We start from the raw sequence: 25,954 nt of genomic DNA on the forward strand, positions 1-25,954 counted from the left end.
AGGGCGCTTCGCATGGGGTACACGCTCTTTTCCCACCACTACCACCCGGCCAGAGCACACCAAACGTCGCATCATCTGTCTTGCTTGAAGTGTGTTTGGAAGCACGTTATGCATAATGGCAGGGCCACTACGTAAGGCCTGCAACACCATAATCGACTCCGGGGAAAGAGGGCGAGGCATCAGCGCGCCCCCTCGTCATATAATCGCTGTGCCATTTGCTTGGCCTCAATCAACATCACAATAGACTGATCCACCTCAGTGTGAATGTTCATCATTTCGTTGCGAGAAACCTTTCCGTCAGCCAATGACTGTGCCAGCGCAGAAACCGCCTCACCCACCTCCTTAAAAAGCCGCGCCATCATCTGTGCGTGAGGCTGATCTAAATGCGCTACCCCAACCTGCATCACCACGTGCCCAAGCTCTTGCGCCATGGCATTCAGTATTGAATAATTCTCCGTCGCCCGCATCACCCGCATGGCCGACACCAAAGAAAGATTATCTTGCGGGCGGGTAAGTGAAACTTGGTTGCTCAGCACACCAGAGCTAATACCAATCGCCGAAGCCAGCGCCATAGCACCACCCGGAAAACCATGCACCGTGTGATGTGCCGCTGTCTTAACACCCATATACTCCACTGCATTCATAAACACCCCCTGTTTACTCGCGTTGCCACTCACTTCGACTTAACTCACACTACAGTCACTACATAACTATGCTCAGAGGCAGAAATGACTAATCAACTAATTCGGGCCAAATTAATGCCCAATCAGGCCGCAAGTCTTTGCGCGTTACGCGCCCGAGTGTCGCCCGCTCGATCTCCACACATCTAGCGGGCGGCACTGGCCGCGTTCCATTTGATAGCTGATCTAAAAATGGGGCTGTGACACCAAGCGCCGCGCTGAGCGATGTGCGACGGGTCCTGTCTTCTGATAAATAATCTTTAAGTTGCATGCCAAAACAATAGCATAGCTATTCTATATTTTGCAAGCCCTGCTATCGTTTTTTTTGGATAGCATCGCTATATATGAGCGCAAAAACATACCAAGAGGCCGAAGGCCAAAAGTTGAAAGAAATTTTTGAGCGGGAAAAACGGGCAAATAAACTCACACGCCCGGTATTCGCAAAAAAAATGAATTTCCCCGGCGGCCCAAATCTGATCTACCAGCACATGGAAGGGTTGCGGCCTATTAGCCTTGAGGCAGCCCTTCTTTACGCTGAAGGGCTAGGCGTCGGCATAGAGGAATTCAGCCCTAGAATTGCAGAAATAGCGGCCCGCATTTCAAACCACGCCAAACCGCGTATCGCCGAACCAACGGCTCCCTACAACACAGACCTGCTTGATCTCTATGGAGAAATTCTCTTAAACGTTGACAAAGCCATCGCCGCTATTGAGGCTGGTTTTGGCTACAAAGCCAAGCCCGGCTTACGCTCAAAAGTATTGCGCATATTAATCGAGCGCGGAGAGAGCCAAGCCTGGACGGATTCAGCAAGACTGATTGGACAGATAGCAAGCCTAGCCAAGGATGATGCCTAACCCCCTCCTAAGCTATCAAAAATGACAGGTGACAATGAATTTGCGCCTTGCTAATGTGTATAAAAAATACACAGAGGCAATTGAGGCATGAATGACTTTGACGCAGCATTGAGGCAAGCTGTTTTGGATGGATTTGAACCCGTGACGCCGAGCCCAAAAAAACGGGTAAAGAAAAGTAGCGTTAAGGCTGGCCCAGGTGGGATCGCCATCGGCACCATTAAGATCAAGGGCGGCACACCAGACCAAGTAGCAGAACTGCTACATAAGATTAAGAATCAGCCCTACTCACGGACTGGATAAACATACCGTAAACACCAATAAGGCCAAAAACCAACAAACGGGCCTATTGGGTGAGGTATGAGTAAAGAACACAACGGATTATCTGTAAATCAGTTAGAGATTGATTTCACGCCGCCAGCGGGCCTACAGTCTGACTTTCCAGAAAGCAGGCCGCTAAAGCTATCACACAGAATGGTGGGTAAATGCCCTGTTTGCAAAACACCCGTGCCAAGAATCGCAAAACACTGCCCAAACGACCTTTGCAAATCGGACTTGGCATACTACTGGCGTGCGCGAGAAGAGAAGCACCGACTCAAGCGGTGGCTACCCTTGGCCCGGTGGTTGGTGGCTACAGCCGGGGCAGTTTATCTTATTGCGCACATCCAAAATATGCACCTACAGGTAGCCTCGGCCACTTTAGCGACGGCGATTGGTCTTTTCATTCACATATACTATCGACGCATCAAAAACCAAACACAACGAGCCAGGGCGGTTGGCAAGCCGCCACCGATTTAAACTAAGCTAGCGGCGTATTAAAAAGAGGCAGATATGAACGAATTTCTACAAAGAGTAACCAAACACATAGAGCACGTAACATCAGTCGGCGAGCACTGCACCACTGAAGAAACGACGAAGCAAGCGCTGATACTACCCTTGCTAGATATTTTGGGTTTTAACCCATACGACCCCACCAAGGTGAAGGCCGAGCACGCCGCTGACTTCCCCGGCGCCAAAGCTGGTGAGCGCGTTGATTACGCTCTCTTTTGCAACGGCAAGCCGGTTATGTTTATTGAAGCTAAGCCGTTTAGCTCTAACCTAAACAACCATTGCCCGCAGCTCTCAAGATATTACAACGCCACACCAGACGTAACCGTGGGGGCCATAACAAACGGTCGTGAGTGGCGTTTTTTTACCGACCTCGTTAACAAAAACATCATGGATAGCGAGCCATTTCTAACTGTCCGCTTTGACCAAGGCCAAACTGAAGCTGCACTTCAATTAAACCAGTTCCACCATGACAAATTTCAACCAGAAGCGTTGCGCGCCATGGCGGAAGAAAACACCTACCTTTCGGCTTTCAAAAACGCAATCACTCACATCCTTAGCGAATGCGACACTGATTTCGTCAAGTACATGGCCGCCAGAGCGGGCATTCAGCGAACATTTACTGCACGCTTCATTGAGACAGTGCAGCCAATTATGAAACAGGCTGTGGTCAAAGCGATTAGCGACATGGTGACCACATCACTCACCAAACCAAGCCAAGCCGACATTAGCGCCAATGAGACGGCCCCGCCACCACCACCCGCATTTGACCCCGACGCCCCTACAATAGACCCTAATAACTCCAAAATCGTCACTACAAGCGCAGAAAAACGCTTGCTTGAAATAAGCACAGACATTCTGCCTAATGAACCCTTAGTTGCCAAAGATACAGAAAGTTATTTTTCGGTGCTATATGAAGGCAAGGCAAACCGCTGGCTGGTTCGCTACTGGGCTAACAAAAAACGCCCCACGCTCAACTTTTGCATGCCGCTCACCGAACAACATCGGCTGGAAATCAAGCGCGCAAAAATTGAAATGATGGGCAGTGACAGCTTGGTGCTAGATAAGCCCGACCTTTTAAGCAGAATCCCAGGGCTGTTAGATGACGCGCTCGCATTTTGCAAAAACGATGAAAACTTTAAACGTGCGCAAGCGCAAGACAAGCAACCGGAGTAAGCAACAAATGGTGCTGCGCCCAACCCATACACCGACAACTAAAGGAGCAATAATGCGTAAACTTTTATCTACTTTCGTTTGTTGTTTTGCCTTAATAGGCTGCGCAGGCACCCCATTTAAGTGGGATCAAGCCAGACAGATCAAAGAAGGCATGACAGAAGCCGAAGTGACAAAGATCATGGGCGCCCCGTATCTGGTGAAAAGCAGCCAGGAAGGCATGGTTTGGGTGTGGAGCTACGCCGACACATTTAGCGGCTCTAGAAGCGTGTCAATCGTTATTAAAGACGGCAAAGTCGTTAAACCACCCCCAATACCTGAAAACTTCAAATAATTAGCTCGAACACAACACCCGCTTCGGCGGGTTTTTTTTCACAAATAAATATAGCATTGCTATTGACTTAATTTGATAGCTTTGCTATTGTTCTCCCGCAGTCCACGAAAACGGGAGAAATCATGGAAACCAGCTCAAGTCAGCAGCCAGTCACCAAGCCATACCGCAGCCCAGTTCATTACACAACCGAGTCGGTTGACGTTGAGGTAAGCCTAAGCGTTTTTACTGACGAGGAACTAGCCTCTGAAATAGCCTATCGAAAAGCGGCAAATCAAAAAGCCATCTTCGATGATGAAAACTTAACTCGGTTTTTTATTGACCCAGCCGATCTGCACAAAATCAGGCATTTATTTTTAATTGGCAGAGAAGTTGAAGCAAGCCAGCTTTGTCGAGAGCTCATCAATGAGCTTCTTGGGACGGCCATCTGACCATGCGCGCCGCCGCCCCTATATCCATCCTTAATCGGCTTTGCGCAGAGCAAGGCATAGCCGATTTAAACGCCGCTAGCGATGCGCTTCAACGCGCACTGGCCCTAGAGGGTGCGGCCATTTTGCGCCGCCAACAACGCGCACCGCACAAACCAAAACCAGATATTAAGAAAATTGTCGCGGGAGACTTTGAATGACGCGCCACCACTCACGTTTGCCGCCGCTAGACCCTATACCCGCAGCCGTGCGGTCATGTGAAAAGTGCGGCCACCCATTACAAAGACGCCCATACGGCAAGATATTGGAATGCCTGAATGAAGTCTGCGACGCATCTATTTACTTTTCCGCAGATAAGGCAGCGGCGTTGAGCGCAGCAAAAACGGCCAGCACCGCTTGCTGTGTTGTAGCAGAACCGAACTCTGCCTCTGCAATTAGCGAAGCAAATTTTAGGCGCTGCCTAACCGCTATCGCGCAATCAGTTTCAGCAGCAGGAATGCCTGTTTTTCTTACTGAAATCATTTCAATGTATCTATCAAAACAATCCGTTGCATCGTTAACCAAAGAATCTGACATGTCCAACCCCACCATAGATAAGAACAACAACAATAACACAGGCGATGCCGTCAACCACCCGAGCCACTACACAGAACACCCGAGCGGCGTAGAGTGCATTCAGATTACCGAGCACATGAATTTTTGCGTTGGCAACGCCATTAAGTACCTTTGGCGGGCGGGGAGAAAAGAACAAGCCGCGCACATTGAAGACCTTAAAAAAGCCCGCTGGTACATTGACCGTGAAATCCTACGCCTGGAGAAAAACGATGCGAACCTTTGAAATCAAAGTCATCACCAAGACCGCTAACCTTTTTTACAAGGGCATTTTTATGAGCGCCATCGATGCTATTGATTTTGCTCTTGAAACCCTGGCGCTTGAAAACTCCAAAATCACGGTCAAACCATGCGCCGCATAATCTCTCTTTACCAATTCTACCGACGCGGGCTGCGCGGGCGCTGGGCTTCTTTGCTGCGGGCGCTGCAAGTGGTGTTCAGGGGGTATGCAGCATGACAGCCCTCGCCTTACTCTTCAGCACCTTTGTACTCGTGTTTGCCCTAGGTTTCCAAAGCCAAAACGTGAACGGCGGCCACTACAAGAGCGCAGCCATCACCAGCTTGGCGATTGGCGCTGGGCAGATGATTTTGTACAAGCTAGCGCCCACCGCTAACTGGATAGAAATTGCTGCCTATCTCTGCGGCGGGCCACTTGGCATAGTGGTGAGCATGTGGGCCCATCGCAAATTCATGAAGGGCCACCACCATGCCCGCTAGCAAAAAACCCCGCAAGCAATACCGTGGCGGCGTTAGTGCCGCTAACGTCAAGCTGCGCGCCCAGCCGTACAAGCTGCATGCAGCTTTTCAGCCGATGCTCGACTTGCTCAACCACATCGAGACCACCGGCGAAGTGGAAGCCACAGACAAGGGCGTGCCGATCATGCGGGTGTTTGGTGATAGCGAATATTACGAGATGGCCGCTGCCATTGAGGGCTTTTACGATGTGTTTGATGTTTACGCAAACCGCCATGGCGTTGAGATTGACACCGGGCCTATCAAGCGCTTGGCAAACTGCTTGCGCACCAGCACGCCGCTGCAACAGAGCCACATAAACGCAGCCAGACATTGCCTGCATGAGCTGCGTGAGATAGCCGGAGACATGCGGGCCGGTGAAGCAAAAGATTTAGTTAGGACCGTACAAATTAAATATGAAATTGAGGCATTGAGAGCATGAACATCGTTAGCAAAGAAGCAATACGCAGCAAGTACAACCTGTTATTGAGCAGTGGTTTTAACGAGCGCCAAGCGCGCGCGAGTATCAAAAGTTTGTTTGGGGTTTGTGAGCAGAGTGTTAATGAGTCACTGACATGGAGCCAAGAAAATGAAATGCAATCAACGCTGCAACCAAGGCCGCAATTGCCAATGCCAAGTTTCGCCGAAAAAAATCACCGGGGCAATTGTATCAATCAGCCCGTTTTTAGTGCTGATTGTGTCGGGCATCTTGGTTAATGGGCGCGACTTTGAACTACACAGAGCATCGCTGTGGAAGCCCTGCTTCGGTATTTACAACATTGCCGACAAACTAACTGAGCGAAACAGAATGATCGTTGTCGAGAAGATCAAACACGGCGATTATGAGCACGCTGCGGGGCATGCGGAAATCTTCATGAGCGAAGGGGGGGCGATATGAAAGAGCGCCCTATCTTATTTTATTCCGAAATGGTTCGCGCAATTCTTGGCGGTCGCAAGACGCAGACGCGGCGAGTAGCGCCGATAAGTGACTTGAAAATCAAACGAGAGAGCGGTGGAATAGTGACGTGGAGTGTTCGTTTCACTAAACCAGTTAAGGGCGTGCTGGGAAGCCACAGCGGCGGCATTGGCAATATACATCCGCATAACATCATCGCTTCTCAGTTCAGCCCTTACGGACGGCCAGGCGACCGCCTTTGGGTGCGGGAAACGCATTGCTTTTGCCCTCGCTCTCCAAGTATGAAAAGTTTTTCATATAGTCCAGAAGAATCTCGCGTAGTTTACGGCGCTGATGATGTATGGCTAAGCGGGCCGAACGGTCCGCATAAGCCGAAGATGCGTCCATCAATCCACATGCCCCGTTGGGCCAGCCGCATCACTCTTGAAATTACAGGCGTGCGCGTTGAGCGGTTGCAGGATATTAGCGAAGCGGATGCAATTTCGGAGGGCGTTGAGCGCACAGTAATCGGTGACGCTTGGCGACGTTACTGCAACGATACCGAGCAAGAGGCTGCAGGACTTACGCCGTGTGGCACTGCTTCTGCATCTTTTTGTTCGCTGTGGGAATCCATTAACGGCCCCGAATCATGGGATGCAAATCCGTGGGTTTGGGTAGTCGAATTTAAGCGGGTGACGCCATGAACCCTCACCTATGGCTGCAAGTCCGTCTGCACTACGCAGCAAATGTAAAGAGCGTGCCGGTTCTAACAAAGCAAGCCACCAAAAATTAAGGAGATAGCGCATGCAAGATTTATCTTACAAAACACATCGCATTTACTTCGAGCACCACGAGCTCGGAAGGGTGGGGTTTTTGGATTTCAATACCGGCAAAATGGTATTTGACGGTGACATGCACGAGAGTGCGAAGATATTTTTTGATCTCTTGAGCAGTAAGTGGGGCACTAGAAATACAGAAATGCTGGCAGCAGACAAGCAAGGAATGCTGATCGACTACCAGGGCATGCTCAACCAAGCCGCAGAAGCCCTCGAACGATCTCGCGAGAAAGCCCTGGCATTCATGCTGCAGCAGTTCAAACAGCATCTATCACAAGCCGGGAAGGCTTTCTACAAGCAAGATTTGCCGACAGTAGATGAATTCTTGCAACTGTACTGCGTCGCGCAAGAGGGGCGCGTGGCTTTGAAAGCAAAGGAGCAAGCATGACGGAAAGCATAAACGAGCCGTTAGCTCAATCTCATATTTTTTATGGGGATAAATGTTTCTTTGTTAGCACGATTAACCGGCAATCATCAGCGGTACTGGCTGGAAATAATATTTACTCTGAAACATTGGTTTGGGAATGGAATGTAGAAAAGAGTGAGCGGCAAGGGTACATATTGCATCAAGCAGAAGGTGCAAAGAACTCAATAAAAGCACATCAATCTATTTGCCAGTATTTATTTGAACATGGAAAGCCGCCAGAGGAGCAAGCATGAGTGAAGAACTAGAAAAGATAATGAAGTCCTTTCCAATAAAGGCAAGATTATTTTCTCAAGCCGCATTGTCTGAAGTTGATAGACTTCGTAAGCTTAATGCGGAGTTGGTTGATGCGCTAACAACTTCTAGCAAATGGGCGCTGCCTATTATGGAGAGAGATGCGAGAAGCCCATCAAATTCGCAGTGGGCAACTGAAGAAATAAACCAAGAAAAAAACTTTATTGTTTCTGTACTAGCCAAAGCAAAGGAGCAATCGTGATTATTAACTTTTTAATTCAGAAAGTGCGCCGCTCTGCGTTTGTAATTGCAAACTCTACAGACCGAAACCCTGTCTTTGCCTGCGTGCTCGTCGCCATTTTTTACATCGGGTTTAACGCGCTGGAAGCGATGATTGAGCAGATAATTTTCGGCGAACGGTTCCTGCATTGGCTTGACCCAATATTCGCGGCGTGCTTCATCATGTACGCGGGCGTGGTCGTACAGTGGTGCTCTGTAATAAAGACATACGAGAATAAAGCTGCTCTACGCTCGGCTTTAGCCAGCGAAGCAGTCTACGAGGCCAGCGAAATGAAATCCAATAAAGCCCAGTTTCTTAAAGAAAACCTGCGGGAAGGCGAAGTTTACGCAGGGATTATTTTAGGGAACGAAGAGCCAGATTATCACCTCTTTCTGCTACCGGGCGAGCACACCGATATTCAGTGGCAATCCGCCATGGATTGGGCCAAGAGTATTGGCGGGAATTTGCCAACCCAGCGCGAACAGTCACTTCTTTTCGCCAACCGCAAAGATGAGTTTAAAGGAAGCTGGTACTGGTCATGCGAAACGCTCGCAAAGGATAGCAGTTATGCGTGGGTTCAGGGTTTCCGCAGTGGCGGCCAGAATTGCTGCCGCAAGAACAGCTACGGCCACGCCAGAGCCGTCCGCAGATTATTAGTCATTGAGTAATTTTGTATTCATCGACAGGGAGCAAGCATGAGCAACTTATGGATGAACTGGCGGTTCGGTGTTCGCCATTTGCAGGTTGGCACTGACTTCCCATACGTTAGCTTTCGGGTAAATCCGTACCACATTCAGAATAAGCCAAGCAAATGGTTTGAAATTTATTGAGGAACAACATGACTCGACACCCAGTTAACCCGGCAATTCTCGGTCTAATCCAAATACTTGCAAAGCAAGTTATAGAATTACCGACGCCCAAACCCGCAAACGACCCGAGCGCACAAGTAAAGAATGACAGCGGCAATCTACACTCGATACTCGTCCGATAATCAAGACGAAACCAGCACGCAAGACCAAATGCGTCTTGCCATGCAGTATGCCGAAAGGCATGGCCTGCGCGTTTGCGGGGTGTATTCGGATGAAGAACTGAGCGGCTTCATGACAGTAGAACGCCGCCCGCAGGGGGCAAAGCTGCTGGCTGCATGCGCGCGCGGCGAAGTTAAAACAATCATTATAGAGAGCCTGGATAGGCTGAGCCGCAATTTGGTTGATCAAGAAACCATTGTCCGTAGGCTAGAGTTTTCCGGGGTGCGTATCGTGAGTACCAGCGACGGCTACGACAGTTTGCGTGATGATCGAGAAATGCAGCGCGGCTTTCGCGGCCTAATGAATGAGCAGTATCTGCGCGATTTAAAGAAGAAAACCCACCGCGGCCTATCTGGCCAAGTGCATCGAGGCTATCACGCGGGGGGAAGCGTATATGGCTATGAATCGGTGCCCGATGGCAAAGGCTTCAAGCTGACAATCAACGAAGAGCAGGCCAAACACGTCCGCTGGATATTTGAGCAATATGCTGCTGGCAAGAGCTGCCAGAAGATTGCCGCCGAACTTAATCTAAACCGCATCCCTAGCCCTAGAAATTCTACTTGGGCTGTATCTGCACTATACGGCTGCCCAGCCAAGGGCAGCGGCATTCTGAACAATGCCACGTATGTCGGCCACTATATTTGGAATCGCTCACGCTGGGAAAAACACCCGGACACGGGCAAGCGAGTACGAATAGACCGGCCAAAGGAAGAGTGGCAGATAATGGAACGGCCAGAGCTACGCATCATTGATGATGCCCTGTGGCAGAAAGTGCGTAACCGCATCGACAAGCCGAGCCTCAAAGGTGGCAGCAAAGGCGCTGGAAGGCCCGCCAGGACACTATTCGGGGGGCTGCTGACGTGCCACCAGTGCGGCGGCCCGATGATCGCTGTAAACGCCCACAAATACGGTTGCGCAAACCATAAAGACCGTGGGGATGCTGTCTGCGATAGCAAATTGCTAGTGAGCAGGGAAAAAACTGACCAGCGGCTACTCAGCCTAGTGCGGGAAGAGCTTCTATCGCCAGCAGCTTTAGTTGAGATGCAAAACGCCGTCAAGCAATTGATCGAGAGTGAGCAAAGTAGCGCGAGCGCAAGCCATCATGCTGCCAAAAAACGTCTTGCAGAAATTGACAAAGAGATTGGCCGACTGGTCGATGCGATTGCCGCAGTCGGGGTATCGCCCGCCCTTGCCGAGAAACTGAAAGCGGCAGAGGCCGAAAAGGCTGCTTTGAAAGAAGCGCCAGCCCAAGGTAAGCCCAGCATTGAAATGGCCGCGATGGTGGCCCGCTATAAAGAAATGGTGCTAGACCTGCAAAACGCGCTGGCTAAAGACACCAACCACGCGAGAACGCTATTGGCTGAACTGCTTGGTAAAGTAGTATTGGTGCCAGCAGAAGGCGGTGTGTGCGCTGAAATAGAAAACGGCCCAGCGATTGCTGAGCCGTCATCTCTAATCATGGTTGCGGGGGCAGGATTTGAACCTACGACCTTCGGGTTATGAGCCCGACGAGCTACCGAGCTGCTCCACCCCGCGTCAGTAGAAAAGCATTATGACATGATTTTCGTTCTATTGCAAATGCAAAGACTGAACTAGCAACATCACAGCAAAGGCAGTCCCAGGTTCGCCAAGCAAACTCCCTGCGCAGCAAACAAATCCACCCCACTCCTGATAATCAATCACGCCGCCTTTAGTACATCTAGCCCGCCAAGATAGGCACGTAACACCTCCGGCACCACGACACTGCCATCGGCCTGCTGGTAGTTTTCTAACACGGCCACCAATGTCCGGCCAACGGCTAAGCCCGAACCATTCAGCGTATGCAGCAGCTCTGGCTTGGCATCCGCATTTCTGAAGCGCGCTTGCATGCGACGGGCTTGAAAGGCTTCACAATTCGATACCGAAGAAATTTCGCGATAGGTATTTTGCGCTGGCAACCATACCTCAAGGTCATAGGTTTTAGCGGCACCAAAGCCCATATCGCCGGTGCAGAGCGACACCACCCGGTACGGCAAACCCAATTTTTGCAAAATCGCTTCTGCATGACCGACCATCGCTTCAAGCGCCTCGTAAGACTGGCTAGGCTCAACAATCTGCACCATTTCCACCTTATCAAACTGGTGCTGGCGGATCATGCCGCGCGTATCCTTGCCATAGCTGCCCGCTTCGGAACGGAAGCAGGGTGAATGGGCGGTGAGCTTGATGGGCAACGCATCATTCGCCACGATCTCATCACGGACAAAATTAGTCAGTGGTACTTCCGCTGTGGGAATCAAATACAGCGCATCGGCTTCGGCATCTGCCCCACCCTTTTTAGCGGCAAATAAATCTTCCGAAAATTTCGGGAGCTGGCCCGTACCACGGAGAGAATCAGCATTCACAATGTAAGGCGTATAGCACTCGGTGTAGCCATGCTCCTGCGTTTGCGTATCCAGCATAAACTGCGCGAGTGCCCGATGCAGGCGAGCAATTTGCCCCCGCAAAACGGTAAAACGTGCGCCAGAGAGTTTGGCCCCAGTTTCAAAATCTAGGCCCAAAGCCGCGCCAATGTCCACGTGGTCGCGCACCGCAAAGTCAAACGCCTTGGGCGTACCCCATTTGCGTACTTCCACGTTATCGTGCTCATCCTTACCCACGGGCACAGACTCGTGCGGCAAGTTGGGGATACTTTGCAATAGCGCCGTCATCGCCGATTGCACTTCATCCAAACGCGCTGCCGAGGTTTTTAATTCATCGCCAATCCCACCCACTTCCGCCATGATGAGTGCCGCATCTTCGCCTTTGCTTTTGGCGATACCGATCTGTTTGGACAAGCTATTCCGCTTGGCTTGCAGCTCTTCCGTACGGGTTTGAATTTGTTTGCGCTCGGCTTCCAGTGCAACGAACTGCTCTTGGGGGAAAGTGAAGCCACGGCTCGCCAAACGCGCCACCACGGCATCTAAATCTTTACGAAGAAGTTGAATATCAAGCATGAGTGTTTTAACAGTGAATAAATTATTGAGAGCGGGCTTCGTCATCCAGGCTACGCAGCCACGCCAGCTTTTCCGCCATTTTAGCTTACGATTCCACTTACCTGTGCCTCAATACATAAGCACATAAAGATACTGCCCTTCATGGAAGTTGTTTTACATTTGAATATAGGCTTTTCAGGTGACCTATTCCCAAGTCTAGGATGGGCTCATACATAAATGAATTTAAATGAATATTTTCTGGTGTCATCAAGTTCACCTGTTCAAGTACCAACACATCTTCTGGTCTACCAAGGCCCAACCTTTTGTATTCCTGTAGGAGCTTAATTGTTTGGTTCTCCTCAATGGGGCCTACAAAAGCGGCATTGTTAATGGTTTTAATCATATGCCGTTCAGCAACCAATCTGATAGCAATCGAAAGAACAATTTTCCCTTCAAGTTCTACAGCCTCTTCTTGAGCATTAAAAACTGATTCCGCCTCTTCATTGATCAAATCTATTACAAGCTTCGTTTTTGGATTCAATGACAATTGCTGCTTATCAGCTAGAATTTTCTTGTAGATCGTGCAGAGTTCATCAAGAGTCATGGTGTCAGTATCACCTTTGACATGAAGCAATGATGTGAGCTTGAGACATTCCGCCTTCAAACCGCAGTATTCAGCCAAGTTGCGAACAAATGGGATTGCCGAAATACAAAAAGAGGGCGTTGTGAGATTATCTTTCCAGTGACCAAAAGGATTCTTCTGATATTTTTCTTGAATCAGCTTAAGCTTTCTACCTGTCTTGGCTGCATGCAGTTTGTAATCACGCCTTAACCCAAGCCGTCCACTTATACTTCTGTAGAAATCGAAATTATGGGAAAGAAAGAGACACAGGAATTGCCCGGTAGCAGAAATGTCCTTGAGATATTCAATGATTGCATACTTGTTTTTATAGTCAAACGAGTCCGCAATATCATCAATTACCAAGATAGTTGTTGCACCTTGCTTCCTTCTTGTCTCAATCTCAAACAAGATGTTCAATATATAGAGAGCCCTTCTTTCACCTTGACTAAGCACTTTCAGCAAAGAGTCTCTAGCAACATCACCCTCTCCATCGCCATCTTTGAATTTGAATGTAATTGTTGGTTGTGACCCTTTCAAGATCACATCATCTTGGTTTGCCACGCTCATCTTGAACGGAACAGAGAACCGCTTGTTGAAAGCATCAACAACTGCTTCCCATTCTGTTCTTTCACTCTTGGCTTGTTCAACAGCCTCTTCAATAGTGACCTTGCTAGTTCTGTAGGCATCTAGGAATTGGCTATAGAGATCCTTCTGATCAACCAGATAAGCAATCCAAAGGTCCTTTTGAAGCTTCTTGAAGTCTTTCAAATAGGGAAGGATGTGCTGATTATCAAAGAGATAATCTCTGAACTTCCGTAGCTCAATGTTTTGGATTTTCTTATCTATGGCATCAAATTTGGTAGCAAGATCCTTGTCGGTCAGAATCTTCTTTCGTTCCTCTTCAATTTTTTCAGCAAGCTCATCAGCAGTCGAAATCTCTTTCATCCCATCTTTGGTTCTGAGATTTACTGAATGTTTTGCCTCAAAAAATCCATTGTCTTTGAGTTGCTTGTTAACAGTCGATGCGCTGTAGTGATTGAATTGCTTACTGAGGACGTCAGACTTGGAAACCAGTTCGTTGTATTTTTGGATATATTCTTCTAGCTGATCTTTGATTGACCCAGAATCCAGAAGCCCAACTGCCTTGTCATTGAAAACTTCTGCATAGACCACAGTGGAAAGCTGCGAAGGGGGGGCGGCCTTTACTTGTTCTTCCAATGACTCTACAAGTTCAGCAAGCGACTTATTTCCAAAGCATTTCAATATTTCAGTTTCAGGAGTAACGGTTCTACCAGTCAAGCCTGACAACTGTTTCAGCTTCGCAAACAAACCGGCCTGTTTATCTGCAATCTCCTTGAGAGCATCATCATACTTTTGCTTAACTGCACCATTAACAAGAAGCAGTGATGCTTTCTCCGATGAAAAGTCAGCATTGTAGGGTTCAACGACAAATACTGAATCAGCGGCAATGTCACTACCCGCATCATCTTTTATGACTCTGCTTGATGCTCTATCTGGAAATATCAAATCTTTGGTATCTCTACCCTTTGCCAAGTCATCGAACGTCTTTGAAAAAGATGTTTTCATAAAGCCATTCGGTGCGTAGATTGCATAGCTATTAGTGTTGCTGAAATCAAACTCATGCACTAATTCGCTGATGCCGTAACAATTCTCTAGATTAACGATAAGCTTCATTCCAATGCCCGTTTGATTTGATCCAACTTAGCCAGCATCTTCATCCCACTGTTTCAATACAGCAAGCTTCTCAGCAATTTTTGCCTCCAACCCTCTCGGCGTAGGCTGATACCAACCTGGTTCGTCGATTCCTTCCGGCAAATACGTTTCCCCGGCGGCATAGGCATTGGGTTCATCGTGTGCATAGCGGTAAGTTTTACCATAGCCCAAGTCTTTCATGAGCTTGGTGGGGGCATTGCGCAGATGTTCTGGCACGGGGCGGCTGGCATCGTTGGCGACAAAGGCTTTGGCCGCTTTGTAAGCCAGGTAGCTGGCATTGGATTTCGCCGCGCACGCTAAATACAGCACGGCTTGCGCCAGCGTCAACTCCCCTTCGGGTGAACCAAGGCGCTCATACGTTTCCGCCGCATCTAGCGCAATCCGTAGGGCGCGGGGATCGGCCAGGCCAATATCTTCTGAGGCCATGCGGATAATGCGCCGGGCGAGATAGCGCGGGTCCGCCCCACCATCCAGCATCCTTACCAGCCAATACAATGCTGCATCGGGATTGGAACCGCGCACCGATTTATGCAAGGCGGAGATTTGATCGTAAAACGCATCGCCACCTTTATCAAAGCGGCGCAAGCTTTGCGTGAGTACTTGTGCAATCAGCTCACCCTCAATCGTAGTTAATCCGGCTTGCTGTGCGGCCCGCGCAACCAGTTCAAAATTATTCAGGAGTTTGCGGCCATCCCCATCGGCACTGGCCAGCAACGTCTCCATGGCGGCATCAGCCACCGCTAAATCCGGATAAGCTAACTGATTGGCCCGCGCGAGTAGCTGGCGCAGCTCGGTTTGATCCAGCGCTTTAAGCACATACACCGCCGCCCGCGACAGCAGAGCGTTGTTCACCTCAAAGGAGGGGTTTTCGGTGGTGGCACCAATAAACACAAACAACCCCGCTTCAACATGCGGTAAAAAAGCGTCTTGCTGGCTTTTATTAAAACGATGCACTTCATCGACAAACAGCAAGGTCGGCTTGCCATTCAGTAAGCGCGTTTGTTCGGCCTGCACCACCGCTTCCCGAATTTCTTTCACGCCAGAGAGCACCGCAGAGAGGGCAATAAACGGCAAACCAAAGGCATCGGCCATTAAGCGGGCCAGCGTGGTCTTGCCAACGCCGGGCGGCCCCCAAAAAATCATGGAATGCGGCTGGCCACTTTGAAAAGCAATCCGCAATGGTTTGCCCGCCCCCAGCAAATGCGACTGCCCGACCACATCCTCAATCGTGGTGGGGCGCAGCCGTTCTGCCAGCGGAACCGCTTGCCGTTGCGATAAAGGTTGCTCAAAGAGATCTGCCATACTGACCGTTCAAATTCGCGTACTAGGGATGTTTTTCGGTTAAAGTGAATTTATAAACAAGCGCTGCTAATGAAACGTGAGCCACCATCAATGAACCACCTGCAAGCTGCAACGATATTTGCAAGCCAAACCTATCGCTTAAAAACCGTGCCCATTCGCCAACCTGCATTGTGCATTGTGCTGTCCGGCACCAAGATGATTCATCTACCCAGCGGCGATACGGTGACGCTGCAACCCAAGCAAGCTATTCTACTCGCCCAACATACGGTCTGGGATATTACCAATCAGCCGGATCGAGATCACTCGTACCAAGCAGTTTTTGTTGGCTTTGACGCAACTTGTTTGCAAGATGCGGCGCGTAGTAGCATGCACTTGACGACACAACCGATCGCCCTTCTGCAAAAACTGGATCATGCCAGCGCCCTACTTGAAGCCACACAGCGGCTACTCCCTAAGCAAACAGACCACACCAGCGCGCACGCCAAAAGTACCAAAACAAGTACCAAAATTAGCCCTGAAGTTTTCCGTCATCGCCAGCTAGAAATTCTTTTATTGATTGCGGAAGCCGGTTATCACTTTCCCCACACGACGCAAACCGATTGGCTGGATGCCATCCGGCATTTAGTGCAAAGCGCGCCACACCAGGATTGGCAAGCAGCCAATTTGGCCAAATCACTGAACCTGAGTGAATCCAGTCTGCGCCGACGCTTACAGAACCATCCACTCACTCTCGCCACCATCGTACGTGAAATTCGCCTAGAGCATGCGCTGCATTTACTGCAAACCACCCTCATGCCGATTGGCGAAGTAGCACAAGCTTGCGGCTGGGAATCACACAGTCAATTTAGCGCTGCTTTTCAAAAGCGCTGGGGTGCCGCGCCCTCTAGTGTGCGGGCAAGCTGATTGAGAATGGATAAAGATTGAAAGAAAATCGTTATGCAGTTTTGCACGATTGATGCGATTATTTCAGCTCAAGATAAATACTGATTTTCCCTCAACCAAGGAGATGTCAATGAAGCGAACCAGCCCCCTCACAAGTATTTTCAGCGCGACGTTATTCACGGGCGCCATGCTGTTTGGTTCCATGGCTCACGCCGGCGAATTTAAACTCAGCAGCCCCACTATTAAACCCAATAGCACCCTCAGCGACGCACAAGTGTTTAACGGGTTTGGTTGCACCGGCCAAAACATTTCCCCCGCGCTAACTTGGACACCCGGCCCCGCTGGGACAAAAAGCTATGCGGTGACCGTGTACGACCCGGATGCCCCAACTGGTTCCGGCTGGTGGCACTGGGTGGTGTACAACCTACCCGCCAACACCACGAGCCTAGCCGAGAATGCCGGGAGTGCAAACAGCGGCGCCCTGCCCGCAGGCACCGTGCAAGGCCGCACTGACTTTGGTAGCGCAGGATTCGGTGGCGCCTGCCCACCCGTGGGCGACAAACCGCATCGCTACATTTTTACAGTGCATGCATTGAAAACTGAAAAGATCGAAGTGCCTGCCGACGCCACCGCCGCACTCATTGGCTACATGATCAATGCCAATCGCTTAGCCAAGGCCAGCTTCACGGCAAAGTATGGGCGTAAGAAATAAATTACGCTTATCCAATTGCACGCATCACCGAGCAAGTAAAAAACAGGGAACCAACTGGTTCCCTGTTTTTATTCTAGTAAGCTCATCGGCACTTCAGGCTGCGCTGCCGAACGCGTGCCCGGCAGGCTGATGATTAGTCTGACGATCACTGTAGTTTGGTGACGCTGAGATAAAATCATCTTCATGTCGCTGGTACCCCACAGTCTCCGCTAAAATAAATAATTACGCCAACGGTGCGTGTCTCCCTCTGAATACTGCTATGCGTGTTTCAACCATTGTTTATTGTGCTGCGTGTGGTCATGCGGTTGAGCATCGTATCCCCGATGGCGAAAACCGGTTGCGTGCGGTTTGCCCCGCCTGCCACACCATTCACTACGAAAACCCTCGTATGGTGGTGGGCACCATTCCAATCTGGAACGATGAAGTCCTGCTCTGTAAGCGTGCGATTGAGCCACGCTACGGCTACTGGACCCTACCCGCCGGTTTCATGGAACTCGACGAAACCACCGCAGCCGGGGCCGTGCGCGAAACGCAGGAAGAAGCCGGGGCAACCGTCAAACTCGGCCCCTTGTTTAGCCTGATTGATATTCCCCATGCCGGGCAAACGCATTTGTTCTATCTAGCTCAGCTCGACTCGCCCGATTGCCAACCCGGCCCCGAAACCCTTGAACAGCGCCTATTCAAGGAGAGCGATATTCCTTGGGCGGACTTGGCCTTTAGTTCGGTACGGCTGACTTTGGAACACTACTTTGCCAGCCGCCGCAACCAACAGAACACCGGAGTAGACCAGCCGATGTGCTACGTTGCTAGCATTCATGCGCCACACAAGCAGTCGCCTTACTAATCTCAAGCTCGACCACGCACGATATGCTGCCCTGGCTCGATACCCACACGCCTTTCCCACCGATTGAGCGCGCACTCAAAGAACCCAGTGGCCTGCTCGCCGCCGGAGCCGATTTATCCGTACCGCGCTTGCTAAACGCCTACCAACACGGCATTTTTCCTTGGTATAGCGAAGGTGAGCCGATTTTGTGGTGGAGCACCGAACCGCGCATGGTTTTACGCTGTGCCGATTTTCGCTGCCATCGCAGCCTACGCAAAACTCTGGAAAAAGTCAGCCTCGACCCCGCTTGGGAAATTCGCTGCGACACGGCGTTTGCTGAGGTGATTCAAGCCTGTTCTGAACAACATCGCGCCGGGCAGTCCGGCACCTGGATCGTGCCCGAGATGGTGGCAGCCTACTCCGCTTTGCATCACGCTGGGCACGCCCATTCGGTTGAAACTTGGCACGAAGGCAAACTGGTGTCAGGCTTATATGGGGTGGCGATTGGCCGCATGTTTTACGGGGAATCCATGTTCACGCGGGTGACCGATGGCTCTAAAATCGCCCTCGCCGCCTTGGTGGCATTCTTGCGCACCCAAGACTGCGCGTTGATCGACTGCCAGCAGCAAACACGGCATTTGGCTTCGCTCGGCGCTGCGCCCATCTGTCGGGCTGCGTTTAAAGCGTATTTGGCCAGCAGCACGGTACAACCGGAAATGGACTGGCAAAACGCGGCAAAACACAGTAATCTAAAAGCAATGCTTACTGTATTCACACCATGACGCACCCCAAAGCCTTCAAGCTCGCGCAGATTCATTTTTATGCCACGGCTCCCTACCCGTGCAGCTATTTGCCCGACCAACAAGCACGCTCGCAGGTTGCCACCCCCACGCATTTAATCGACACCTTTGTTTATACCGAACTGGTGCGCAATGGCTTTCGCCGCAGCGGGCTATACACCTATCGCCCGCATTGCGATGGCTGTCGCGCCTGCTTGCCGGTGCGGATTCATTCTGAGCGCTTTCAGCCCAATCGCACGCAACGCCGCATTTGGCAACGCTTACAGCGCTTGCAAGTCTTTGAGAAAACGCTGCACTTTGATGAAGAACATTTCGCGCTCTACCAGCACTACCAACAAACCCGCCATGCAGGCGGTGGCATGGATGAAGACGACCGCGAGCAGTACAGCCAGTTTTTGCTGAATAGCCGGATTGATACCCGCTTGATTGAATTCCGCGAACCCGATGGCACACTGCGGATGGTATCGCTGGTGGATGTGTTGGAAGATGGCCTGTCGGCGGTCTATACCTTCTTTGATACCAGCAACCCTAAAGCCAGTTACGGCACTTACAACATCCTCTGGCAAATCGCCGCAGCAAGCGCTTTACAACTGCCCTATGTGTATTTGGGCTACTGGATTGCACAGAGTCAAAAGATGGCCTACAAAGCCAATTTTCAGCCGCTAGAAGCGTATCAAGAAGGCCAATGGATCCCCCTACAATCCGACAACGCATAAGCAGAAAGCAAGTTGTTTAGGCATTGCTCCTGCTACGATCCGCTATCATTCGGGTTCTGCTTACCTACACGAATCCTTGATCATGCTGTCTACCCTCCCCGTCCTCTCGCCACTCTACCCCCTCGCTCGCCCGTTGCTGTTTTCAATGGATGCCGAAACCGCGCATCATTTCACCTTAAACAATCTAAAGCGCTTGCATCAATGCGGTTTACTCAGCGCACCAAAGGCTAATCCCACTCACGCAAAAACCGTCATGGGGCTGAAGTTTCCAAATGCGGTTGGTTTAGCGGCGGGGTTGGATAAGGACGCCAGCTATATTGACGCCCTCGCCGCCCTCGGCTTTGGTTTTATTGAAGTCGGCACCGTTACGCCCCGACCACAGCCCGGTAATCCCAAGCCACGGATGTTCCGACTCCCGCAAGCGCAAGGCATTATCAACCGCATGGGCTTTAACAATAGCGGGGTCGAACAGTTTGTGAAAAATGTGCAAGCCTCGCAGTTTTATGCCGAGCGGAAAACGCAGCCTCGCATTCTTGGGCTGAACATCGGTAAAAATGCCGATACCCCGATTGAGCGGGCTGTGGATGACTATGTGCATTGCCTGGAGCGTGTGTATCCCTATGCCAGCTACGTCACTGTCAACATTTCCTCGCCCAACACCAAAAACCTGCGGCAACTGCAAGGCGGTGATGAGCTGGATAACCTACTCGCCACGCTCAAAACCACGCAATACAAACTCGCACAACAACATGGCTTTTATGTGCCGCTCACGCTCAAAATCGCGCCCGATTTAGATGCCGAGCAAATCAGGGTAATTGCGGATACCTTGCTCCGCCACAAAATCGACGGCGTCATCGCCACCAACACCACCCTCAGCCGAGATGCAGTTAAAGGCATGCAGCATGGCGACGAAACCGGCGGCCTCAGCGGCGCCCCGGTGAAAGCGCTGTCTACGCAAGTCGTTCGCGCACTCAAGCAAGCCGTGGGGGATACCCTACCGATTATTGGCGTGGGCGGAATTTTGAGCGGGGCCGATGCGAAAGAAAAAATCGAAGCTGGTGCAAGCTTGGTGCAGCTGTATTCGGGATTGATTTATCGTGGGCCGGGGCTAATTAGTGAAAGCATCAATCTACTTAAATAGCATGCAAGAGACTTCTAACCCAAGACTGGATATTAATACCGCGGTCGCTTTACGAGATTTATGTACCTCAGCCATACAAACGTGGACATTGTTGATTGAATTATTTGACAATAACGAATACATAGATTTTTTTAAGCAACCAAGAAATGAGCATTTCTTTCACGCAATTAAAACTGCGCTGCATTGGCAATTAATTACACAAATTTCTAAACTGCACGATCCAGCCACCACTAAATATAAAGACAAGATATTTTCAAATTTATCTATTCCGCTGATCATTAATAAATACACTTGGGACAATCAAACCAAGTCACAGCTGCTCAATATAGAGAAGAAAATGAATGATTTGGATTTCACGAGTAGTTTCAAAAGTGCACGAAATAAATATAGCTCACACAATGATCTAGAGGAAATTTTACAAGACCCATACTTTGCCGAATTCGGCAAAAATAATGATAATGACTATTTTGAATACCTAACAGAATTTATGAACATCATTTCTAAATTGATACTAGAAGAGCCCTATAACAGCTTTATCTGCGAAACAAAAACAGATGCGCTAGATTTTATAAAAACATACAAAATTGGCTATCAGAACCGCTTCCACGATACACCGCATACGTCCATCTAAACGCCTTCCCCTCCAGCATACGTAAATCCCGATAATTCGGCCACCGTGCGAAGCCCAATAGCTGACATAAATCAGGCAAACGCCCAGTTTGCCCGATCCACTTCAACTAAATTGATATAAATGGCTGAAGTAGAAACCCCAAGCTGCTCTTGCATGCGTTGTTTCAATTCTGCATAAAACGCTTGCTTGAGATCCGTAGTACGCCCCTGATTTAAAGTAATTTGAATAAACACAATCTGCGCTCGTTGTGCGTCATCCAATACACCAGGCTGATGGCAAACAGCAGTATGCGAATGCGCCTCTGCAATGACATAGTTTTCAGCGTCAGGGACCTTTAATACCTCACGCATCACTTGCGTGATGATCTCACCGATTTTTTCCTGAAAGTCGGGAGGTCGAGATTCATGAAAATCCACCCTAACTAACGCCATCATCATCCTCGCAATTATTTGGTTTGCTTTTTTTGAGCATACATCTCTCTAAAGGTCTTCCCCTCCGGCACGCGCAAATCGCGATAATCCGTCCACCCTGCTGCGCCCGGTAGCTGCCGAATCTTGCCCCCCTGCCATTTCGCCCAGACTTTGAGTGCTCGCACTGCGATACGGCTACCCCAGCGATAGATCTTAGGATGTAAGGCCGCCCAACGCCAGACGCGCAGCGCGATGCGCTCTGTCCACGGCCTCAGGCCCTGCTCCACTTGTTTTTCACGGAGTTTCCGCAGCAGATCGGGCAAGGGAATTTTGACCGGGCAAACCACATGGCATTCGCCACACAGCGTCGCGGCTTGAGGTAAGTCCAGCGCATTCGCCAGCCCGGCATAACTGGGGGTGAGCACCGAACCCATTGGACCAGGATAAACCCAGCCATAAGCATGCCCGCCAATTTTTTGATACACCGGGCAGTGGTTCATACAAGCCCCGCAACGAATACAGCGCAACATTTCTTGAAAGTCGCCGCCCAGCAATTCACTGCGCCCCGCATCCACCAAAATGAAGTACATGTGCTCCGGGCCATCGCTCTCATTCGGCTGCTTGGTGCCAGTGAGTAAGGTGAAATAATTGGAGATCGATTGCCCCGTGGCCGAGCGCGGCAGCAAGCGCATGAGGGTGGCCACATCGTTGAGCGTGGGCACGACTTTTTCAATCCCGGTAATCGCCACATGCACCTTGGGCAAGGTGGTACACATGCGGTCGTTGCCTTCGTTCGTCACTAAGCAAACCGATCCCGTTTCGGCAATTAAAAAATTACCGCCACTGATGCCCATGTCCGCACTTAAAAAATGAGGACGCAAGACCTCACGGGCTTCGCGGGTCATCGCCTCAATATTCGTTAAGCGCGGCTTTTGATGGACTTTGGCAAAGAGGTCGGAAATCTCTTCTTTGTCCTTATGTACAACAGGGGCAATGATGTGTGAAGGCGGTTCGTTATTATTGATTTGCAGGATGTACTCACCTAAATCGGTCTCGACCGATTGAATACCTGCCGCTTCTAGCTGACGATTCAGCGCCAGCTCTTCCGACACCATCGATTTCGATTTAATCACCTTGCGCACCTGATGGTGCTGCGCGATTTTGACGGTAAGCTCTGCCGCTTCTGCTGCACTGGCGGCGTACAGCACCGTAGCCCCACTTTTACGGGCATTGTCTTCAAAGATTTCTAACCAGACATCGAGATTTTGCAAACCGCGATTACGACGTTCTTTCGCGGCATCACGCGTGCCCTCAAAGTCATCTAGTTCGGTAATGGCATTGGCCCGGCCTGACACAAACTTGGTCGAGAGCTTTTTCAGGTTTTCCTGTAAGCGCGGATTCGCCAGCTTTTGCGCGGCAGAGGCTTGGAAGTGGACTGAGCGAATTTCCATGATTATGCCTTTATGCTTGAAAGTTGTGCTTGCCCTGCTAAGACTTCGGCAATATGCAGCACTTGCGTTTTGTTGTCACCGACTCTACGCAAACGCCCCTCAATATTGAGCATGCACCCCACATCACCCAGCACGACCGCTTGCGCACCCGTGGCTTGAATATTGGCAATCTTCTCATCCACAATCGCGCTGGAAATATTGCCGTATTTCACGGAGAAAGTACCGCCAAAGCCGCAGCAGGCGCGGCAGTCTTTCATTTCGGTTAGTGTTAATTCGGGAACCAAAGCCAACAAACCGCGGGGTTGCGCTTGCACCCCCAGTTCGCGCAAGCCGCTACAGGAGTCATGATAAGTCACGGTGGTTTTGGGTTGAGGGTTCGCGCACGCCGGTACCGTGTTGACTTGCATGACGGTGGCTAGAAAATCAGTCAGCTCATACGTGCGTGCAGCGAGTGCACGCAGGCGCTCGGCAATCGCTGGCTCAGTGGGAAACAATTCAGGCGAATGCGTTTTGAGCATGCCGCCACAGGAACCTGACGGCACCACCACATAATCAAACGATTCAAACTCGTCTAAAAATTTACGGGCCAAGGTGACGCCTGCGGCATGGTCGCCCGAATTAAAACCAGGTTGCCCGCAACAGGTTTGATTGGCAGGCACCACTACCTCACACCCCGCCGATTCGAGTAGCTCAATCACCGAAAAACCAATCGAAGGCCGCATGGCATCAATCAAGCAAGTGACAAACAGTCCAACTCGACGTTTTTCCGGGGTAACGCTGGGGATATGGGTCATCCTGTCCTCGCTAACTTTTAAGCATTCACTTAATTATGCCCATGAAATACCCTGAATGTAAAGATCATTGATCGTTGGCAAGGGGGCTGCATCCGCGTCGGGCAACGCCAGCCAGATCCAGCGTAGCGATCAATAAATCCACAAGAATTAGACTTCATCAAGCCAAGGTGGGCTACGATAAGTGGCCTGCAGCGATTGCCCCCAGCCCGAAAAAGACTCTACCCAGCCGCCCATGATTAGCATGACAAACAGTAATGACCGCCCTCCTACTTCTCATGATGCCGACCGCCTTAAGATTCCCTTCTGGGAAGCTTTCTCTTTTTGGTTAAAACTTGGCTTTGTTAGTTTTGGTGGCCCGGCCGGGCAGATTGCGATCATGCACCGCGAACTCGTCGAGCGGCGGCGCTGGATTAGTGAGGGGCGTTTTCTGCATGCACTCAACTACTGCATGGTGTTACCCGGCCCTGAAGCACAGCAACTGGCGACTTATATTGGCTGGCTCATGCATCGCACTGCGGGGGGAGTGGTCGCGGGGCTACTCTTTATTTTGCCCTCGCTGCTGATCTTAATTGCCCTCTCTTGGCTTTACATGGCATATGGCCATACTGATTGGCTTACCGGGATCTTTAATGGTATCAAACCCGCTGTCACGGCCATCGTTCTGCATGCCGCCTATCGAATCGGTGGCCGCACCTTAAAGAATAAATGGCTCTGGTCGATAGCGACTGCCAGTTTTATTGCTATTTTCATATTCAATACCCCCTTCCCGCTGATCATTGCCGTCAGTGCGCTGGCTGGCTGGCTGGGAGGACACTTCGCACCGACGCAGTTTTCAATGGCAACAGCACACGGAAATGGCAAGCATGGGGACAGCCCAGCAGTAATTGATGACCATACCCCCACCCCCGCTCACGCCCAATTCCGCTGGGTTCGCCTGCTCAGCATGTTGGCTATCGGGCTCTTGCTGTGGGCCGTGCCACTAACCACCCTGACCTATGCGCACACTTGGCAAAGTACCTTGCCGCAAATGGCATGGTTCTTTAGTAAAGCTGCATTGCTGACTTTTGGCGGGGCTTATGCTGTTCTACCTTATGTTTACCAGGGTGCGGTGGGCCATTACGGTTGGCTTACTGCGCCGCAAATGATAGATGGGCTAGCCTTGGGTGAAACCACGCCTGGGCCATTGATTATGGTGGTGACATTCGTGGGGTTTGTTGGTGGTTATCAACATCCAGCACTCGCGGCTAATTTACACACCTCCCCGCTCTGGGCTGGGGTATTAGCGGCGTGTGTCGTTACCTGGTTTACGTTTTTACCGTCGTTTATCTTCATCTTTGCGGGTGGGCCCTTGATTGAATCAACGCACCGTAAATTGGCTTATACCGCGCCCTTAACGGCGATCACCGCCGCCGTAGTTGGCGTCATTGTCAACCTCGCCTGCTTTTTTGCCTACCACGTGATCTGGCCCACAGGTTTGGCGCATCCGCCCTCTTGGGTCAGCCTGCTCATCATGGCGGGTGCGGCGCTGGCACTTTTCAGGTATCAAATCAATGTGCTGCCAGTCATTCTGCTATGCGGAGCAGCGGGCTGGCTCTTCTCTTTGGTGGGATGAGCACTCGCACGGTTGTTATCCCGTCAAAATAACCGCTATCC

At 50.5% G+C, this 25,954-nt stretch carries 33 protein-coding genes, 1 tRNA gene and 1 pseudogene; 25 read left to right on the forward strand and 10 right to left on the reverse strand.

The window, feature by feature from the left end; translation table 11 throughout:
* Positions 1 to 179: 179 nt before the first annotated feature.
* Positions 180 to 644: a phage regulatory CII family protein gene (locus DU000_RS03215; protein ID WP_114401879.1), complete on the reverse strand. Its 465-nt coding sequence runs from the start codon at positions 642 to 644 to the stop codon at positions 180 to 182.
* 88 nt (positions 645 to 732) lie between these two features.
* Positions 733 to 951 carry a transcriptional regulator gene (locus tag DU000_RS03220; protein ID WP_114401880.1) on the reverse strand — a complete coding sequence of 73 codons (219 nt, stop codon included), beginning with the start codon at positions 949 to 951 and terminating at the stop codon, positions 733 to 735.
* A 73-nt stretch (positions 952 to 1,024) separates the two neighbouring features.
* On the opposite strand from DU000_RS03220, the gene DU000_RS03225 reads away from it, so the two are divergent.
* The 17 genes and pseudogenes from DU000_RS03225 to DU000_RS12925 all read left to right on the forward strand — a co-directional run.
* Positions 1,025 to 1,534, forward strand: a complete 510-nt coding sequence (locus tag DU000_RS03225) for a hypothetical protein (protein WP_114401881.1) — start codon at positions 1,025 to 1,027, stop codon at positions 1,532 to 1,534.
* Between the two features lie 87 nt (positions 1,535 to 1,621).
* Entirely contained in the window at positions 1,622 to 1,834 is a 213-nt protein-coding gene (locus DU000_RS03230) for a hypothetical protein (RefSeq protein ID WP_114401882.1), read from the forward strand.
* A gap of 528 nt (positions 1,835 to 2,362) precedes the next feature.
* On the forward strand, positions 2,363 to 3,535 hold the full coding sequence (locus DU000_RS03240; protein ID WP_114401884.1) for a type I restriction endonuclease: 1,173 nt from the start codon (positions 2,363 to 2,365) through the stop codon (positions 3,533 to 3,535).
* A gap of 52 nt (positions 3,536 to 3,587) precedes the next feature.
* Positions 3,588 to 3,866 carry an outer membrane protein assembly factor BamE domain-containing protein gene (bamE, locus tag DU000_RS03245; protein ID WP_114401885.1) on the forward strand — a complete coding sequence of 93 codons (279 nt, stop codon included), beginning with the start codon at positions 3,588 to 3,590 and terminating at the stop codon, positions 3,864 to 3,866.
* A 122-nt stretch (positions 3,867 to 3,988) separates the two neighbouring features.
* The gene (locus DU000_RS03250) at positions 3,989 to 4,294 is read left to right on the forward strand and encodes a hypothetical protein (RefSeq protein ID WP_114401886.1); all 306 of its coding nucleotides are present in this window, start codon (positions 3,989 to 3,991) and stop codon (positions 4,292 to 4,294) included.
* Positions 4,295 to 4,296: 2 nt separating this feature from the next.
* Entirely contained in the window at positions 4,297 to 4,491 is a 195-nt protein-coding gene (locus DU000_RS03255) for a hypothetical protein (RefSeq protein ID WP_114401887.1), read from the forward strand.
* Positions 4,488 to 5,129: a DUF3310 domain-containing protein gene (locus tag DU000_RS12915; protein WP_240001773.1), complete on the forward strand. Its 642-nt coding sequence runs from the start codon at positions 4,488 to 4,490 to the stop codon at positions 5,127 to 5,129. The genes DU000_RS03255 and DU000_RS12915 overlap by 4 nt, the downstream gene beginning before the upstream one ends.
* A complete protein-coding gene (locus tag DU000_RS12710; protein ID WP_158529615.1) occupies positions 5,116 to 5,265 on the forward strand; it encodes a hypothetical protein in 150 nt (49 codons plus the stop codon). Before DU000_RS12915 ends, DU000_RS12710 begins: the two co-directional genes overlap by 14 nt.
* A gap of 91 nt (positions 5,266 to 5,356) precedes the next feature.
* Positions 5,357 to 5,620 (forward strand): hypothetical protein, encoded by a 264-nt coding sequence (locus tag DU000_RS03270; RefSeq protein WP_114401890.1) that lies wholly within the window; start codon positions 5,357 to 5,359, stop codon positions 5,618 to 5,620.
* Entirely contained in the window at positions 5,610 to 6,077 is a 468-nt protein-coding gene (locus DU000_RS03275) for a hypothetical protein (RefSeq protein WP_114401891.1), read from the forward strand. The genes DU000_RS03270 and DU000_RS03275 overlap by 11 nt, the downstream gene beginning before the upstream one ends.
* A gap of 147 nt (positions 6,078 to 6,224) precedes the next feature.
* Entirely contained in the window at positions 6,225 to 6,533 is a 309-nt protein-coding gene (locus tag DU000_RS03285) for a hypothetical protein (RefSeq protein ID WP_147266955.1), read from the forward strand.
* Positions 6,530 to 7,234, forward strand: a complete 705-nt coding sequence (locus tag DU000_RS03290) for a hypothetical protein (protein ID WP_114401894.1) — start codon at positions 6,530 to 6,532, stop codon at positions 7,232 to 7,234. The genes DU000_RS03285 and DU000_RS03290 overlap by 4 nt, the downstream gene beginning before the upstream one ends.
* Positions 7,235 to 7,334: 100 nt before the next feature.
* Entirely contained in the window at positions 7,335 to 7,754 is a 420-nt protein-coding gene (locus tag DU000_RS03295) for a hypothetical protein (protein ID WP_114401895.1), read from the forward strand.
* Entirely contained in the window at positions 7,751 to 8,026 is a 276-nt protein-coding gene (locus DU000_RS03300) for a hypothetical protein (protein WP_114401896.1), read from the forward strand. Before DU000_RS03295 ends, DU000_RS03300 begins: the two co-directional genes overlap by 4 nt.
* Positions 8,023 to 8,286, forward strand: coding sequence for a hypothetical protein (locus tag DU000_RS03305; protein WP_114401897.1), 264 nt, complete (start codon positions 8,023 to 8,025; stop codon positions 8,284 to 8,286). The genes DU000_RS03300 and DU000_RS03305 overlap by 4 nt, the downstream gene beginning before the upstream one ends.
* Complete coding sequence (locus tag DU000_RS12920; RefSeq protein ID WP_240001774.1) at positions 8,283 to 8,972, forward strand: DUF1566 domain-containing protein; 690 nt, start codon at positions 8,283 to 8,285, stop codon at positions 8,970 to 8,972. The genes DU000_RS03305 and DU000_RS12920 overlap by 4 nt, the downstream gene beginning before the upstream one ends.
* A gap of 285 nt (positions 8,973 to 9,257) precedes the next feature.
* Positions 9,258 to 10,325 (forward strand): annotated as a pseudogene (locus tag DU000_RS12925) (recombinase family protein); the annotation flags it as partial.
* Positions 10,326 to 10,364: 39 nt separating this feature from the next.
* Here DU000_RS12925 and DU000_RS12930 read toward each other — a convergent pair.
* From DU000_RS12930 to DU000_RS03335, 5 genes are all read right to left on the reverse strand, one after another.
* Complete coding sequence (locus tag DU000_RS12930; protein ID WP_240001775.1) at positions 10,365 to 10,583, reverse strand: hypothetical protein; 219 nt, start codon at positions 10,581 to 10,583, stop codon at positions 10,365 to 10,367.
* A 208-nt stretch (positions 10,584 to 10,791) separates the two neighbouring features.
* Positions 10,792 to 10,868, reverse strand: a tRNA-Met gene (locus DU000_RS03320).
* A 143-nt stretch (positions 10,869 to 11,011) separates the two neighbouring features.
* On the reverse strand, positions 11,012 to 12,304 hold the full coding sequence (gene serS / locus DU000_RS03325; RefSeq protein WP_114402094.1) for a serine--tRNA ligase: 1,293 nt from the start codon (positions 12,302 to 12,304) through the stop codon (positions 11,012 to 11,014).
* 139 nt (positions 12,305 to 12,443) lie between these two features.
* Positions 12,444 to 14,600, reverse strand: coding sequence for a hypothetical protein (locus tag DU000_RS03330; RefSeq protein WP_114401898.1), 2,157 nt, complete (start codon positions 14,598 to 14,600; stop codon positions 12,444 to 12,446).
* 27 nt (positions 14,601 to 14,627) lie between these two features.
* Positions 14,628 to 15,941 carry a replication-associated recombination protein A gene (locus DU000_RS03335; RefSeq protein ID WP_114401899.1) on the reverse strand — a complete coding sequence of 438 codons (1,314 nt, stop codon included), beginning with the start codon at positions 15,939 to 15,941 and terminating at the stop codon, positions 14,628 to 14,630.
* 90 nt (positions 15,942 to 16,031) lie between these two features.
* Here DU000_RS03335 and DU000_RS03340 point away from each other — a divergent pair, with 90 nt between their 5' ends.
* From DU000_RS03340 to DU000_RS03370, 7 genes are all read left to right on the forward strand, one after another.
* Positions 16,032 to 16,844 carry an AraC family transcriptional regulator gene (locus tag DU000_RS03340; RefSeq protein ID WP_158529616.1) on the forward strand — a complete coding sequence of 271 codons (813 nt, stop codon included), beginning with the start codon at positions 16,032 to 16,034 and terminating at the stop codon, positions 16,842 to 16,844.
* 166 nt (positions 16,845 to 17,010) lie between these two features.
* Entirely contained in the window at positions 17,011 to 17,535 is a 525-nt protein-coding gene (locus DU000_RS03345) for a YbhB/YbcL family Raf kinase inhibitor-like protein (RefSeq protein ID WP_240001790.1), read from the forward strand.
* 259 nt (positions 17,536 to 17,794) lie between these two features.
* Complete coding sequence (locus DU000_RS03350; protein WP_114401902.1) at positions 17,795 to 18,379, forward strand: NUDIX hydrolase; 585 nt, start codon at positions 17,795 to 17,797, stop codon at positions 18,377 to 18,379.
* Positions 18,380 to 18,402: 23 nt separating this feature from the next.
* Complete coding sequence (gene aat, locus DU000_RS03355; protein ID WP_114401903.1) at positions 18,403 to 19,140, forward strand: leucyl/phenylalanyl-tRNA--protein transferase; 738 nt, start codon at positions 18,403 to 18,405, stop codon at positions 19,138 to 19,140.
* The gene (locus DU000_RS03360) at positions 19,137 to 19,874 is read left to right on the forward strand and encodes an arginyltransferase (RefSeq protein ID WP_114401904.1); all 738 of its coding nucleotides are present in this window, start codon (positions 19,137 to 19,139) and stop codon (positions 19,872 to 19,874) included. Before aat ends, DU000_RS03360 begins: the two co-directional genes overlap by 4 nt.
* Before the next feature lie 82 nt (positions 19,875 to 19,956).
* Complete coding sequence (locus tag DU000_RS03365; protein WP_114401905.1) at positions 19,957 to 21,015, forward strand: quinone-dependent dihydroorotate dehydrogenase; 1,059 nt, start codon at positions 19,957 to 19,959, stop codon at positions 21,013 to 21,015.
* Position 21,016: 1 nt separating this feature from the next.
* Complete coding sequence (locus tag DU000_RS03370) at positions 21,017 to 21,646, forward strand: AbiU2 domain-containing protein (protein ID WP_114401906.1); 630 nt, start codon at positions 21,017 to 21,019, stop codon at positions 21,644 to 21,646.
* 71 nt (positions 21,647 to 21,717) lie between these two features.
* Here the strand turns inward: DU000_RS03370 and DU000_RS03375 are convergent, their stop codons facing one another.
* The 3 genes from DU000_RS03375 to DU000_RS03385 are packed head-to-tail and all read right to left on the reverse strand — an operon-like array spanning position 21,718 to position 24,301.
* Positions 21,718 to 22,077, reverse strand: coding sequence for a tautomerase family protein (locus tag DU000_RS03375; RefSeq protein ID WP_158529617.1), 360 nt, complete (start codon positions 22,075 to 22,077; stop codon positions 21,718 to 21,720).
* 14 nt (positions 22,078 to 22,091) lie between these two features.
* Entirely contained in the window at positions 22,092 to 23,507 is a 1,416-nt protein-coding gene (locus tag DU000_RS03380; protein WP_114401908.1) for a LutB/LldF family L-lactate oxidation iron-sulfur protein, read from the reverse strand.
* Positions 23,508 to 23,509: 2 nt separating this feature from the next.
* On the reverse strand, positions 23,510 to 24,301 hold the full coding sequence (locus tag DU000_RS03385) for a (Fe-S)-binding protein (protein WP_114401909.1): 792 nt from the start codon (positions 24,299 to 24,301) through the stop codon (positions 23,510 to 23,512).
* 241 nt (positions 24,302 to 24,542) lie between these two features.
* Here DU000_RS03385 and chrA point away from each other — a divergent pair, with 241 nt between their 5' ends.
* Positions 24,543 to 25,913, forward strand: a complete 1,371-nt coding sequence (chrA, locus tag DU000_RS03390) for a chromate efflux transporter (protein WP_205074003.1) — start codon at positions 24,543 to 24,545, stop codon at positions 25,911 to 25,913.
* Positions 25,914 to 25,954 lie beyond the last annotated feature (41 nt).

The organism is Parvibium lacunae (genome assembly GCF_003335215.1).
Classification (GTDB): Bacteria; Pseudomonadota; Gammaproteobacteria; order Burkholderiales; family Burkholderiaceae_D; genus Parvibium; species Parvibium lacunae.